The organism is Sneathiella glossodoripedis JCM 23214 (assembly GCF_000616095.1).
GTDB classification, from domain to species: domain Bacteria; phylum Pseudomonadota; class Alphaproteobacteria; order Sneathiellales; family Sneathiellaceae; genus Sneathiella; species Sneathiella glossodoripedis.
Genome location: NZ_BAMS01000001.1, coordinates 594636 through 608696 on the forward strand (window position 1 = coordinate 594636; position 14061 = coordinate 608696).

Annotated in this window: 12 protein-coding genes; 8 read left to right on the top strand and 4 right to left on the bottom strand. The window is 43.3% G+C overall.

The window, feature by feature from the left end:
- Positions 1 to 133: 133 nt before the first annotated feature.
- The 5 genes from JCM23214_RS03000 to JCM23214_RS03020 all read left to right on the top strand — a co-directional run bounded on the left by JCM23214_RS03000 (position 134) and on the right by JCM23214_RS03020 (position 6813).
- On the top strand, positions 134 to 1003 hold the full coding sequence (locus tag JCM23214_RS03000; RefSeq protein WP_148301755.1) for a hypothetical protein: 870 nt from the start codon (positions 134 to 136) through the stop codon (positions 1001 to 1003).
- A complete protein-coding gene (locus JCM23214_RS03005; RefSeq protein ID WP_148301756.1) occupies positions 922 to 1839 on the top strand; it encodes a hypothetical protein in 918 nt (305 codons plus the stop codon). Before JCM23214_RS03000 ends, JCM23214_RS03005 begins: the two co-directional genes overlap by 82 nt.
- Positions 1840 to 2019: 180 nt before the next feature.
- On the top strand, positions 2020 to 5430 hold the full coding sequence (locus tag JCM23214_RS22000) for a PAS domain S-box protein (RefSeq protein ID WP_025897469.1): 3411 nt from the start codon (positions 2020 to 2022) through the stop codon (positions 5428 to 5430).
- On the top strand, positions 5423 to 5875 hold the full coding sequence (locus JCM23214_RS03015; protein ID WP_199899255.1) for a response regulator: 453 nt from the start codon (positions 5423 to 5425) through the stop codon (positions 5873 to 5875). Before JCM23214_RS22000 ends, JCM23214_RS03015 begins: the two co-directional genes overlap by 8 nt.
- 29 nt (positions 5876 to 5904) lie before the next feature.
- Entirely contained in the window at positions 5905 to 6813 is a 909-nt protein-coding gene (locus tag JCM23214_RS03020) for a diguanylate cyclase domain-containing protein (RefSeq protein ID WP_148301757.1), read from the top strand.
- Between the two features lie 153 nt (positions 6814 to 6966).
- Here the strand turns inward: JCM23214_RS03020 and JCM23214_RS03025 are convergent, their stop codons facing one another.
- On the bottom strand, positions 6967 to 7842 hold the full coding sequence (locus JCM23214_RS03025) for an SDR family oxidoreductase (protein ID WP_025897472.1): 876 nt from the start codon (positions 7840 to 7842) through the stop codon (positions 6967 to 6969).
- A 3-nt stretch (positions 7843 to 7845) separates the two neighbouring features.
- Positions 7846 to 8445 (bottom strand): TetR/AcrR family transcriptional regulator, encoded by a 600-nt coding sequence (locus JCM23214_RS03030; RefSeq protein WP_025897473.1) that lies wholly within the window; start codon positions 8443 to 8445, stop codon positions 7846 to 7848.
- Positions 8446 to 9071: 626 nt separating this feature from the next.
- Between JCM23214_RS03030 and JCM23214_RS03040 the strand changes: the two genes are divergently transcribed.
- Entirely contained in the window at positions 9072 to 9509 is a 438-nt protein-coding gene (locus tag JCM23214_RS03040) for a hypothetical protein (protein ID WP_025897474.1), read from the top strand.
- Positions 9510 to 9620: 111 nt separating this feature from the next.
- Entirely contained in the window at positions 9621 to 10508 is an 888-nt protein-coding gene (locus JCM23214_RS22005; protein ID WP_025897475.1) for an HNH endonuclease, read from the top strand.
- Positions 10509 to 10675: 167 nt separating this feature from the next.
- On the opposite strand, the gene JCM23214_RS26975 is transcribed toward JCM23214_RS22005, so the two are convergent.
- Together JCM23214_RS26975 and JCM23214_RS03055 are read right to left on the bottom strand one after the other, a co-directional pair.
- Complete coding sequence (locus tag JCM23214_RS26975) at positions 10676 to 11158, bottom strand: type II CBASS E2 protein (RefSeq protein WP_037492566.1); 483 nt, start codon at positions 11156 to 11158, stop codon at positions 10676 to 10678.
- Entirely contained in the window at positions 11139 to 12407 is a 1269-nt protein-coding gene (locus JCM23214_RS03055) for a nucleotidyltransferase domain-containing protein (protein WP_148301758.1), read from the bottom strand. Before JCM23214_RS03055 ends, JCM23214_RS26975 begins: the two co-directional genes overlap by 20 nt.
- Positions 12408 to 12612: 205 nt before the next feature.
- On the opposite strand from JCM23214_RS03055, the gene JCM23214_RS22010 reads away from it, so the two are divergent.
- Complete coding sequence (locus tag JCM23214_RS22010; RefSeq protein WP_159104291.1) at positions 12613 to 13713, top strand: SAVED domain-containing protein; 1101 nt, start codon at positions 12613 to 12615, stop codon at positions 13711 to 13713.
- Positions 13714 to 14061 lie beyond the last annotated feature (348 nt).

The window sequence follows — 14061 nt, forward strand, 5'->3', positions numbered from 1 at the left end:
AATCCTCTGGATTGGTTAAGCGGTTAAGAAAATATTTATATATAGCTTGTCTTATGTTGATTGAAGATGTGCGCAAAATGCATCTCTGGAAAGTATTAGTAGTGCGCAATAACAAAGTAGTAAGTTGGCGAAATTGGATTTTAAAAGTCTTAGAGAAAACTGGGCAAATCTATCCAGAAAAATATTTACGCCGCACCTGGGCGCGAAGGCTCCTCTGACCAAAAAGGAAGAGGTGTATGCACTTCAAGGCGGGACTGCACAAACATTTGACTCATCCCTTGATGAAGAAATCAAAAACCTGATTAAAGACAACGATTTCCTTGTAAACGGTAAGGTTAGCTTGATTAATCTCGGTTCAATCAAGGAAAAATTGGGTAAAAAATGGGAAAAATACGCAGAGTTTGTCCATCAATTTGCTGAAAAGGTTATCGAAAAGCGGGTCACCAGTCAGGACATTTATTATCGAGTTGGTGAAGATACATATGTTTTTGTGTTTGCGGACCTTTCCGAAGAGGAAGCTGTCATAAAATGTTCGCTGATCGCCAAGGAAATTGGTGAGCAGGTCTTTGGCGATGAATGGTCCTCTGACAAGTTTGGAACGGCGGTTGCCGTTGCGGGCGCTGATGGTGAAGTTCTTCTTGAAGAAGCTTCGCTAACGACCAGTATTACCAAAAGCCTGATGAGCGCTAAAAAAATCAATCCAAAAGAAATGCTGGAAAATACGTCGGTGGATGTCGCTGAAAAAGCGATGGCGCGTATTGAAGAGGATATCGCGGCAGTTGAAAAAGTTGCCAATATGCCCGCTAGCAGTGAAGAAGAATCATTAAAAAATTTCCGTACCGTCATGAACGGTATTGAGAAAATTGAAAAACAGATCAAAGTTACATCGGAGCTGACCGAAATTAACGAAAGCTCTCCTCAATGGGAGCTTTTACAACTCGCCGTGAAGGTGATAGCGAAGCAAAACCCATGGAAGGGTTGGCCGGAAAACTCGCGGCTTTGATTGGCGATACCGAAAAATTATACGGCAATATTCAGGATACAATCCTGGAACGGATCGAAGATGAAGAAGAAGAGGAAATCGAAGAGGAGGAGGATGAGCTTGATGAGCCGGATATGGCATTTTCCTACTATCCGATTTTGCAGCCTGCCATTTCCAGAATTCATTCCTATCGTCTGACATCACAGATTATTCTTGAAAAATCGCTGTGGAATTTTGATGAGCTTCCGCAGACCATGGAGCCACCAGCCATTGCAACATTTGATCAGTTGCTGTTACGGCGGGCGATTGTTGATCTGGTAGATTGCGTTAATATGGACATGTTGAACGTGATTATCGTCCCGGTTCATTTTTCAACCTTGAACGTTAACTCCTATCGCAGTGCATATGTGGATATTTGCTCAACCATTCCAAAATCCATGCGGGATCTGATCTCTTTTGAAATAACGCAGAGTGGTGTTCAAAATTGGCACTCTCAGCTCATAAATGCGATTTCGGCAGTGAAGAGATTTGGGCGTATGGTGTGTCTAGAAATGGATGTCTCCAGTCCTCAGTTTACCGACTTGAAAGCGATTGGGGTTGATTGTGTTGGCTTCACATGGAAGTCAGGCAGCATGTCACTGGATGCGGCCCGTAACAAGTTCATAACCTTCGGAAAAAGAGCCACTCAGGAAGGGTTGCGGACCTACATGCTCGGAACATCAACAACAGCTCTGTATGATGCTGCAGCAGCGGCTAATATTGATTATATCGGTGGCGAAGCGATAGCTGAAGGTGTGAAACAACCACAAGGGTCATTCGCCTTTACTGTTGATAAAAAAATGGCTGATGTATCCTAAATGTCTGGTGTTTTGGGAATTGCAACATTAGAATATCATAACTAATAATCTGTTGGCTAAAGTATTGAGTAAGTTCAGTTTAATTTGTTGATTGATAAATCCAGTCAATCGGGAAAACCTGTTAGTTCCCGTTCAGCTATGGAACCTGTTCTGTATTCAGTGTTTGAGGATAACGATTAAATGAACCTGCCAAGGGTACAGTCGGTTATTTTTGTACTTTTCCCAATACTTGTATTGGGTGCAGCCGTTACTTTCTGGGTGGACCAGAATTACTCATTTTACGAGAATTACCCTCTTCACTCTGTTGTCAAGCTGATTGCTGCAAGTATAGCGTTGATTGTGTTTTTTGGCCTATCTGAAGGACACTCTTATGTCATCCTCAAATCATCGGAGACTATGCTATTCTCGGCGGCCTTGGTGGCGTTGGGGCTGTTGGATATTTTTCATGCCATAGAAAGCTCAGGGAGCAGCTTTGACTGGTTGGAAAGCTTTGGTACGGCTGTGGCTGGTGTACTATTTGCACTGCTTTGGTTGCCGCTAACATTGGTGAAAATTCCACGCTTTGTCGTAGGAGCGACAAGCGTGGGAATATTGATCGTAGTATCTGCCATGTTGCTCAAGCCGGATCATTTTCCGCAATTGATCGTATATGATGCCCATAGCTCTGTTTCCATTGCGCTGAATCTAATTGGTGCGACTGGTTTCCTGATGGCGGCCTTCTATTTCCTGCGTCAGTTTTTTGTTAGCCGAAATTCACAATATGTTTTGTTGTTTCTGTTTTCGTTTTTACTCGCTGGTTCCGGGTTTCTTTATTTAATCGATATGCCTTGGTCGCCGATCTGGTGGGGTAAACAGCTACTGGAATTGCTCGCCCTTCTCGTTTTGGCAGCTTTTTTCCTGCATTCGTTCAGGGGCGTACTTTTGACCCCTTTTAATACATTGCGTGGGAAAGTTATTCTTTTGAGCGCAGGGATTTCTGTCGCTGTGGCGGTGTTGGTAAGTGGTTTGAATTATATTCAGACAACGCAGAAAACGCTAGATGCGACAATAGAAAGCCTTTCCGTTAAAGCGCATTTGATGGCGCTGAGATTTCAAAACGCCTATGACGCGGTTCAAAATGACGTTCGGATCATCGCCAATACCCCTCCAATAACCGGCTTAATTCGCAGTCTCGAAAATGGGGGTGTTGACCCTACTGATGGATCAACCACAGCTCTTTGGAAGGATAGGCTTGCAACAATTTTCTCGTCAGTGATGAGGGAAAATCCACATTATATGCGTATCAGATATATCGGCCTCTCCGAAAATGGCAGAGAGTTGGTTAAGGTCAGCCGTGCCCGTTTTGGATTTAGGGTTGTTCCAGACGTAGAGCTCCGTGAAAAAGCGAAAGAAAACTATGTAAAGACGGTACAAGAAGGACGAGACACCTTCTTTTTCACCAAAGTGACTTTGAATAAGGAGAGTGAAGCACCAGACGGTCGCTCTGTTCCCACCATTCGTGCGGTTATGCCGGTCAAGAATTCTAGTGACGAACTTTACGGCTTGGTGATCATAAATGTTGATTTTGAAAGCTTGATGCAACGCATGTTCAGACATGCCAAGCCAACACAAAGTGCTTTCTTGATTAACCAGTCGGGTGATTATGTGGAGTATGATCCTAAAACTGGTTCGGTTCATTTGGAATATCATGAGCGTTTCACCAAAGAACAACCGGATTTTGTAAAAACCATAGTTGCTTCTAGGCAGGATCAAGCTGTTTTGGAAGATGCCCAAAATCTGACGCTCTATAGTCGGATGCAGATCGATAAAAGTACAACAAGTGAATTTGTTGGGGCAATCATACGTGTTCCACGCGATGAAGTTTTGCAAAATGTAGTCGAGGTTCGCCGTGAGTCCATCTATTTGGCCGTCATTCTTGCGGTTCTGTCCGTGTTGGTTGCGCTTTTGGTTTCGCGCAAAATCACTGGCCCGCTTGAGCGGATGACTGAAAATATTAACGGGATCAAGGATTATGCTGATCCGCTTGAATTGCCAGTGAAGCTTAATGATGAAATTGGGGCTTTGGCCCGCGCCTTTTCGGAATTGACCCGCGGCATTCTGGATAGTGAAAGGCAAGCAACCGCAGTAATGGATACGGCCTTGGATGGGGTTATCATTATTTCTGAAGACGGGACAATTGAACGTTATAACCCCGGTGCTGAACGGATTTTTGGATATTCCCCGGAAGAGGTTATCGGCCGGAAAATCAATATGCTAATGCCGGAACCCCATAGCGGAGATCACGACCATTATCTAAAAAATTATATCCTGACAGGTTTAAAAAAGATTATCGGAAGCGGCCGAGAGGTAGAGGGCCGACGAAAAAACGGAACTGTCTTTCCAATGAGTTTGTCGGTGAATGAGCTTGTACAAGATGGTCGGCGCAGCTTCACGGGGGTGGTCAGGGATATTAGTGATCGCGTTGCGGCTGAAGAACAGCTCAGATTGTTGCAGATGGTTATTGATTACTCACGCGATGTTGTCACCGTGACCACAGCAAACCCGGAAAACCCGGAAATTATCTATATCAATAAGGCTTCAAAAGAGGTTTGCGGGTATGAGCCGCATGAGATGATCGGGATGACCCCCAGAATTCTACAGGGCATTAAAACGGATAGGTCGCGACTGGATGAGCTTAAAGCCGCGCTTCGCAGTAACAGGGCATTTAATACTGAACTGATAAATTACGCGAAAGATGGCAGAGAATATTGGGTCGACGTAAGTATTTTTCCGGTAAATGACGGTCAGGGCAATACAACACATTTTGCGTCTATCAGTCGTGATATTACGGATAAAGTCAATTCTCAAAAAGAGAATGAAAGATTGATTGAGGATTTGCGACGTTCCAACCGGGAGTTGGATAACTTTGCTTATGTGGCATCACATGACCTGAAAGCACCTTTGCGGGTGATAGATAACGCATCTCATTGGCTTGAAGAGGATTTGGAACAGTATCTTGATGAAGACACACGCGAAAGTTTTGATTTGTTGCGCAGCCGGGTTAAACGCATGGAGCGGCTTCTTGATGATCTATTGGAATATTCCCGCATTGGCAGAAAAGAGGATGCAGGGTATTCGCAAATTGTCTCGGGCGGTGAATTGGTGCGGGAGCTGTCACTTTTGATCAATGCGCCGCAAGAATTCGCTATTACTTTTTCAGATGCATTTTCCGTCATTGAGCTGCCGCGAATGCCATTACAGCAGGTTCTGCTTAACTTGATCAATAATGGCATAAAACATCACGATCGGTCGGATGGTAAAATCAACCTTGATGTGATCGATCAAGGCAACTTTCTGTTATTTACTGTTGAAGATGATGGGCCGGGCATCGCCGAGAAATATCAGGAACAGGTTTTTAAAATGTTTCAGACACTGAAGCCACGGGATCAGGTGGAAGGAAGTGGAATGGGGCTTGCAATTGTCAAAAAACATATCGAGCTACTGGGGGGTAGCATCACACTTAGCTCCGAAGAAGGACATGGATGCAAATTTCAGTTTACATGGCCGAAATCGCAACAGCTAACCAGCGAGAGGGGGATTGCATATGGTTGAAATGATGAATGAACAAAACGGGACAAAACCACTTAATATATTGCTGGTGGAAGATGACGATGGGGATGCGAAGGCTGTAAAGCGTACCTTTACCAAGGCGCGCATTGCAAACCCGATTATCCGGGCCATCGATGGGGTTGAAGCACTTGAACTAATGCGTGGTGAGAACGGTCACGAAAAACTTCGGGCGCCTTATTTGTTGCTGGTTGATTTGAACATGCCCCGTATGGACGGTATTGAATTTGTAAAAGAACTTCGAAAGGACCCGGAATTTAGCAAAACGGTCGTCTTTATTCTCACTACATCCAAGAACGAGGAAGATAAAACGAAGGCGTATGAGTTAAACGTCGCGGGCTACATCGTCAAAGAAACTGCTGGGCAGGATTTTTTGAACCTAGTGGATCTTGTTCAATCATATTGGCGAATTGTGGAATTGCCCGAGTAAAAGCCAGAAAAGTTGGTGGTGTTTTTATAATGAAAGATCGATTTTTAAGCCTTTTACATGTGGAAGATGATGACGGGGATGCCAAGGAGGTAATGCGATCCTGCCGTCAGGAATTTGGTGCGCAAAATCTTGATCTGACGCGTGTTGTGTCGCTAACTGAAGCAAAGGCGGCACTGAAGGAAAGACGTTTTGATGCAGTACTGCTGGATTTGAATTTGGGCGATGCGAGCGGGCTTGAGAACGTTCGGGCAATCAAGATTGAAAATCCAGATGTACCTATTGTTGTGTTAAGCGGTCAGGATAGTACAGATACAGCCCTTGAAGCCGTTCAGTATGGGGCTCAGGAATATCTGGTAAAGGGGCATAGCAACAGTCGTATACTGGGATTGATTATCCGTTCTTCAATCGAGCGCAAAGCCTACGAGCGGCAATTATTTCGAATGGCAACGCAGGATGAACTAACCGGGCTCCCCAATAGACGGTATTTTAAAGAATATATGCAACAATGTATTCCCCGCGCGACCAGATGGAACAGAACTGAATGCATTTTGTTCATGGATGTGAACGGGTTTAAAAGCGTAAATGATACTTACGGGCATGATGTTGGCGACCTACTGCTAAAACAGGTCGCTGCCAGTCTAAGATCCGGATTGCGCATGAGTGACATGCTTGCCCGGTACGCTGGTGATGAGTTTGTGGCTCATCTGGATACGGGTGCTACAAACGCGAAAGAGGCTAGCGTGAGTGTCATCTCAAACATTGAAGACCAATTTCGGCGGGCTTTCACAATTGACGGAAATGACATTAAAACGGGCTTAAGTATTGGAGTTGCTTTCTTTCCCGATCATGGCCGAGACACCGAGGCCCTAATTAAAAGCGCCGATAAAGCGATGTATAAAGCGAAACAGGCTGGCATTTCACACGCAATCGCGGACTAACGGTATTGTGTGCGCGAATTTAGTTTTCACATACCTAAGCGCTGCTCCTTCATTCAACAAAAAGAATTTCATTTCCTGTTCATCAGGCAGCGAACATATGAAAAGCTGCTGCCTGAGATATTTAACCCGCCTTTAGCAGGTGATTTCGGTAGATCACGCAGGCGAATAAATAGGCTTTAACCCTTCGATAAGAGCAGCTTGTATAGGGGCGCTTGCATCGTTCAGTGCCTGTACACCCATATCATGACCCACTTGCGTCCTAATAGGCCTTGGGCCATCAGCATTTATGAGCTGTAGGATACTGGTGGCCACATTGACTGCATCAGTTGCCCGATCACCTTGTTCAAACATGGCTTGAAAAGAACCAAGTAGTTTTTCTCGACCACCAGCAAGCACCCCATATTCGCTTAGGCGATGATTATCTGCTGGAGCGGGTGCGGTTTTAACCAAGTCAGTGCCATGCCCACTGGGTTCGATAAGGACGGATTCAATTCCGAATGCTTCAAGCTCATAATGCAGCGTTTCGCAATATGCCTCCATCGCCCATTTGGAGGCACAGTAGACGCCAAAATACGGGATCGCAAAACGACCAGCGGCAGAGCTCAGGTTTATCAGTAATCCGCTTTTACGTTCCCGCATGTGGGGCAAAACAGCTTGGCAGGTTCTGATGACACCATAAAGATTGACGTCAAAAAATGTCTGCACCTGTTCAAGGCTGTAGGCTTCCGTCAGGCCTGTTGGCATAACGCCCGCGTTGTTAATCAATATATCTATGGTATATTTCTGTTCGATTTTCTCAATGGCTTGCTGAACCGATATGTCGCTGGTGACATCAAGTTCAATGGGCTCAAGCAAGACCTTGTTTTCATCCGCCCAAAGCGTCAGTTCGTCGGAAATTTTCTTGTTCTGCCCTGTAATATTGCGCATGGATGCGTAGACCCGATAGCCATTTTCTGCAAGCAGCTTTGCGGTGAGAAATCCAATGCCGCGACTTGCACCGGTTACCAATACTGTTTTTGGGTTTGTCATATTTTATCTGCTTTCGCGAAAAGTTGTTTTAAGGAAGAGTTGAAGTGGAGAGCCGTTTTGGACGGCTTTCATGCGTGTGAGTGCGCCGCTCCAGGCATTTAGTAACCAATCGGCTGCTTCTTTATCGGACAAATGCGTCAGTCCGATTTCAGATTTATCCAGTTCGCTAATGCAATCAGCAATGACGGCACATAGCGCAGTCCAATGTGTTGACAGTTCTTGTTTAAAAGTAGTGTGCTCTTCACTTAATTCGGTGGACAGATTGCACATCAGGCACCCTTGTGAAAAATCACGGGCCTCAAAGTCATCATACGCCATTTGGAAAAAGGATTTTAATCGCGCCAGCGCCGGTGTGCTGTGCTCTTTCAGGATCTTCTCAGCCGTTGCAAGTTGTTCTGCGTTGTAGAATCTGGACACCTCAACCGCAAATTCCTCTTTGGAGGAAAAATAATGGTAAAAAGATCCTTTGGGGACATTTGCCTCTCGCAAAATATCGCTAATCCCAACAGCTGCGTAACTGTTCGCTCGAATTAACTTAAGACCAACAGACAGCAGCTTTTCTCGCGTGTCGGCATAAGTCGCTTCATTCTTCTTTCGAGCCATATTTCTCTCCCTCCAGCCTTTGGTGCAGGTGGCAACCAGACTCCTTGTCCACGTCAACAGCCATCAATTTTGAAATAAAATAGACCGGTCGATTATAAATTTCAACTAATTTTATGTGGGAGGTTCGCTATCGTGGGTTTTAGGGGTGTTTACTGCTCGAGAAAACCAGAAGAACAAAAAGAGGAAAATATGGCGCACCCGACACGATTCGAACGTGTGACCTCTGCCTTCGGAGGGCAGCGCTCTATCCAGCTGAGCTACTCGGGTGTGATAGAAAGTTTAAAAATATCAATCTGTTAAGTGCGCCGATGATAACCTACCGTCTTGTCCTGAGCAAGAGATATGTTAGTTTAATGTAATAACTAATGTGACAGCACTGTGACAAAATATCGTTACTTTTTCTCGGAAGCTGAATGGTCGTAGTAGGCCCGTGTTCAAGTTTGACCGCCGAATTCCCAAGCCCCTGCCCTACTTTTTTAAAGCTGCTAAACACTCTTGTTTTTATTATTGATTATTGCTCTCTTATAAATAGAATTACTAGACATAGTAAGGTACCCTTAAGAGTATGTTTGCCAAGTTGAACTGAGTAGATATGAATACATGGGTAATCGAAAGGAAGGGATCCAATGCTAGAAGTTAACGATGTTAAAGAGTTTGTTAAGGCTTTAGTAGAGGCATGTCCTGAGCTAACTCCCGTGCCGTCGAAGAGCGGTTTAATTGATCTTGTACATCTATCAGTATATGAAACTAGTCGCGGGTCTCCAATTGGCGTTGAGTATGATCACGCAAATTTCCTCAACATATGGGTTCGTCAAGCGGATGTAGATATCGAGCAGTTACGTCTTAAAGAGTACGTCTGTAAAATCTGGCAGCCTGAGACCAAAACTGACAACAATGACAGTCCATGGAGAAGTTCTGAGGATGTATCAGGTCAGCGGAATGGTGCAAACAGTAATTTGGAATCTCCGGTGAGGCCTGTTTTTCAGAAGCATGACTTGTATCGATTTAAGGTAGATAAATGTTCTCAAGTTTTGAGATTGTTTGGCGAGGTATTGGGGGCATAGCTCGTTATTAGCTTATGTAGTACGAAATCGCCTTTATTGAGCATTGATGTGCTTAGAGATGTAAAAATTAGTGCCATTGTGTAACTTGGTTATTAGATTTGAAGAGTTGAAATGACTATACAGGAAACGAGCATAGACTACGAGGAGCTTCGGTCTCGCTTTCTACGGGAAACGACATACAAAAAATTTCCGCTTTCTAAGTATGAACTAGAAGAATCTAACTTAAAGCATAAGATTGAGCTGATTCAAAGCTTGGCTGACAAGAAGGACGCGAAAGAGACTGATAGAACGAAGTGGTTTGAGAGATTTCTTGGAGAGCTTTCAACTCATAGCTCGAAGTCTGGTTCGGTACCTTTTATTTTCAAATGCTCTAATGGTTCGGCTTATTTTCTGGACAAGGGAATTGTCAAATTCTTCATTCGAAATGATCTTATGGAGCCTTTAAGTAAAGAACAGCTCCATACAGACCCAGAACTTCTTCATCTAACATTAACTGATAAATATTGGGTTAAGCATTCAACGACAACTAATGCAATTGATCCGTTGGGGGAAGAACTGTCGGATAAGTCGTTGAGGGAGGCCAAGAAAGTATTAGTAAAGTCGAGAGACAAACAGCGCCAGTTTAGAAATACTGTTTTTAGCAAGTTGGGGACACAGTGTTTGATAACTGGGAGCACCACAGAAGCTTTGTTGGAAGCGGCCCATATAGTGCCTCATAGTTTAACAGGTTCATTGAAGTATGACTTAAACGATCCCGCAAACGGATTAGTCTTGTGTGCAAACATGCATCGACTCTTCGACAAAGGGTTGTTAAGGATTGTTACAGACGGAGAAAATTACAAGGTAGAATTTTCTGATGAGTTTAAGACTATCTGTGATGAGGAAGAGCTGCTTCAGTGGGATGGGCAACCAATACTGAGCCGTGTCATCGATAATAAGATTTACCCTAGCCCGAATATGATTAGATTGGCAAATGTATTGAGGGATAAAGTTGAGTGAAGACATATCTCGGCAATGTTAAGGTTGCTGGCTCTTAACTCACACTCATCAGCTATGCGATCGTTGAGTTTGTGAAGAAGTAGGAGCTAATACTAAATTTTGCCTCACACTCATTTAGATCACATTATTTCACTAAAATTACTAGTTTCTTCTGAATTTAGTGTTGTTTAGGTTTGTTCTGAGGAAGAGAGCTTGGCTTGAGCGATTGACTCTGGGCCGACGCCTGTGCCTAACCATACTCCGCTATGGATCCAAAGTTCGTAGTAATAAAGCCACTCAGCTGTCCACGGGATAGTGGTATCTGCAATTAGCATTTTATTTGTCCATTCCCGTTTATCGGGGTCAAACAAGCACAGGGCTGATTCTTCTGGGTTCTTTAGATTAAACATAAGGTGGGGTATTTCCTCAAAGGTCCCTCCTTTGCGAGGCCGTAATTTTGGACTAAGCAGTTGGACTTGTGGACAGCTATTACTGGTGTACATCCAAGCTAGACTGACTTTGTAAACCCTCTGAAAACCTCTGACACTGACATGCAGAACAATCCAGTCTGAATTCACGTGGGCTAAATTAAAGGTTGGCCATCTACCTCTGATTCTATTTAGCTGGGTATGTACGGAGCGGATCTTTCTATCAGTTATGCGTTTTTTCATATTCAAGAGTGCTAATGTGGAAGTTGTGATTCTGGACGGTAGATATATTCTTAGATAATCCCGGTGAAAGCAGTGCACCAGATGTCAGAATTGTCCCAGATTTTTTCTCATACCTTGTTTCTGTAGAACGTGTCGCGGATGTTGCTCTATCCATAAGAGCTTTAGCGGCATTCCTTGACACTCTTTCACCAAATAACCTCGTGAATAAGTTTATGATCTCTTCAAAGGATGCTGACTTTGTCTCTTCAATGTTATTGATTAGATCTGTCATGTCATCTTTAAGAACCTGCCTGTCTATCTGTAGGTTTGGCCAACGATCATTTAGTCTGTCTTCTTGGTAGGATGGGTTTCGCTCATCTGGCCCATCAGAAATTTGGATTGATTTTTCCATTTCCGATTGTAGATATGAAGCTAGTCTTTCGAGTTGTGCACAAAGTCCCTCATGGGTTACACCACAGTCGATCGCAGCTTTTGTCAGATAGACTGAGGGTGGTTTCTTTAGATCTCTGTTTACATATTTCAGGTTGAGATATCTCTTTAGTAGCTTGAGAGCGACAATCTGAGGGGAGTCAATCCTTGGAGGAATGGAAGTAGGCAGTTTTTCTTGCTCAGCCGCTTTTTGATCCGGTGAGAGTCTGTCGATGCTATATTTTGCCCTTCTCTTGTCTAGCATTTCTCTGAAATCTTTGTTCTCGTTCTCAGGTAATTCAGCGCTCGTTCGGACCCAAGCAGAAAACCCATAAGGGTTAGAGGGCACCCTGTATTCGGTACCTGCATCAGGACTGTGAAAGATGTCTCCTTGTCTTGGGACAGTGCGAAATTGAGTGGGGTCTAGAATCGATACATCCATATGCATGAAAGCAAATTGTAATTGTATGCAACGTGTGCATCTTTCTATCTTACGCACGTTGGGAAACCCTTGAAGTGACTCTTCAAGTATATCTAATGCATCAGACGGAGACCAATCAGACGGAACGTTTATTTCTACAATGGCGTCAACGTCAAACCTATCATCATCAGTACCGCTTACGATAGTAGCTCCAATCGCCATGGAGCCTTGAGGATATATCTGGCTCTCGTTATCTGATAGATATGGCTTTAAAGGACTTGAAGGTCTTTCAAGGTGTTCCTTGAGCATATTATATCTTGATGCTGCTACATTCCGGTCATTGTCACTGAGTTCAATAGTAGTTGCAATATCCAGAAGTAGATCATCTAGATTTAGATTTGTTGTGAAAGGTCGCATCATTTTCCCTTTAAAAGAGTTGGAACATAATGAGAACTTATTTGATACTACTATATCCTTTATGCAAGCGATTTTTTCTATATATTGTGGTATGAATGGCTTCTTATATAAAATATGGCACTATATATCGAATTTCTTGAAAGGTTAACCATTGCTGAATCAAGAACTTACATAAACTTTTTACTGAGTATCGGAAATGTGGAAATCAGTGGTAAAAATTCTGAAACTATTAATTGAATGGTATTTTCGTAGGCCACCGGTAGGAAGATATTTGGTTAATATCGGCTTGGCGATTCTCACATTAGTTCTGAATTTCGACATTGGTCATGTTTTCAGTGTCGTGATTGAAGATATTCCTATCTCATATCAATGGGCTAGGGGTCCTGATCTTCCAACGGTACTAAATTATGTTCTAATTACTTTAGGCCTAGCGTTTCTGATTCTGGGGTTGATTTTCATTTTACTGGATTGGATTGACGAACGTAAGACGACTTTAAAGCAAAGGATAATTGCAATAGAGCTTAAAGGGTTGCGTGATATGGATGGCCCTTCGTTGGTAAGTTCAATCCCTGCCAAATTTAAGGGACAGCGTGAAGATATGAAGATTGATCTCCGACAAAACATTCATGATGGGTACATCTCAGACCCTACGGCTGCGCTAGAGAAACTTAGGGCTGCTCCAACAGACTTGAAACGTCGTTTAAGCAGTTTCAACCAAAGTGATGTCAGAGTCTTCTTTGGAGGATTAGCCCCTGTTCCAATGACCTTTTACTTGGGTTCAGCTATCGATGACGAAGTACCTGTTTGCTGTATGGACTGGGATAGGCATATAAAAAAATGGCGTGAATTGGATGAAGAAGATGATGATGCGAGGTTCGAAGTTATTGGACTTGATGAGTTTGGAGTAGGTTCAGTTGAGGTAGTTCTCACTGTATCAGTTTCAATGAAAGTTGACTTAGTTAGTGCTAGTAAGATCACAAAAGGCACCCCTATAGTACAACTTGAGCTTAAGGAAGTTTCCTTTAACTGTCATTGGTCGGAAATGAAGCAAAGAGAATTAGGAAAACAGTTCTTAGATGTAATAGGTCATTTATCCAATTTAGGAGTAAAGACAATTCATTTGTTTCTAGCAGGTCAAAGTAGCATTGTTTTTAGGTTTGGCGCATTGCTGGATAGAAGAAACATACCAAACGTACGAGTGTACCAATATCAACGAGATAGCGAAATAAAGTATCCTTGGTCAGTTTTGATACCTAGTGGAGGAAGAAAGCTTCCTGAAATAATAGCAACTAAAGTGTACGAGAGATAGTAATAGGTGGGTATTGAGAAGGCGCAGTTAGATTCAGGAAACTGTAATCCTCACAACGCTGTATCGGTCGATATAACAATACAGAGCTTAGCTCAAGTTAAAGATTTTATTCCGACACTAAAATAATCAGGGTGGTCCTTGAGTATTGTCTATAGTTACTGCAGCGGATGATTGTATCAATTGTATGCTATGGTCGCAATCAAAGGCTCAAACATTGCAGTACAAAACTACTACATTGCTTTTGAATTATTACCTTTGACTATCTTCAATCTCGAAGTGGGTTAGATGTGACCTGAATCCATAGTTGCCGCCAGTTATAATTGAAGCCCTTGGATGGTGTTTTGCAGC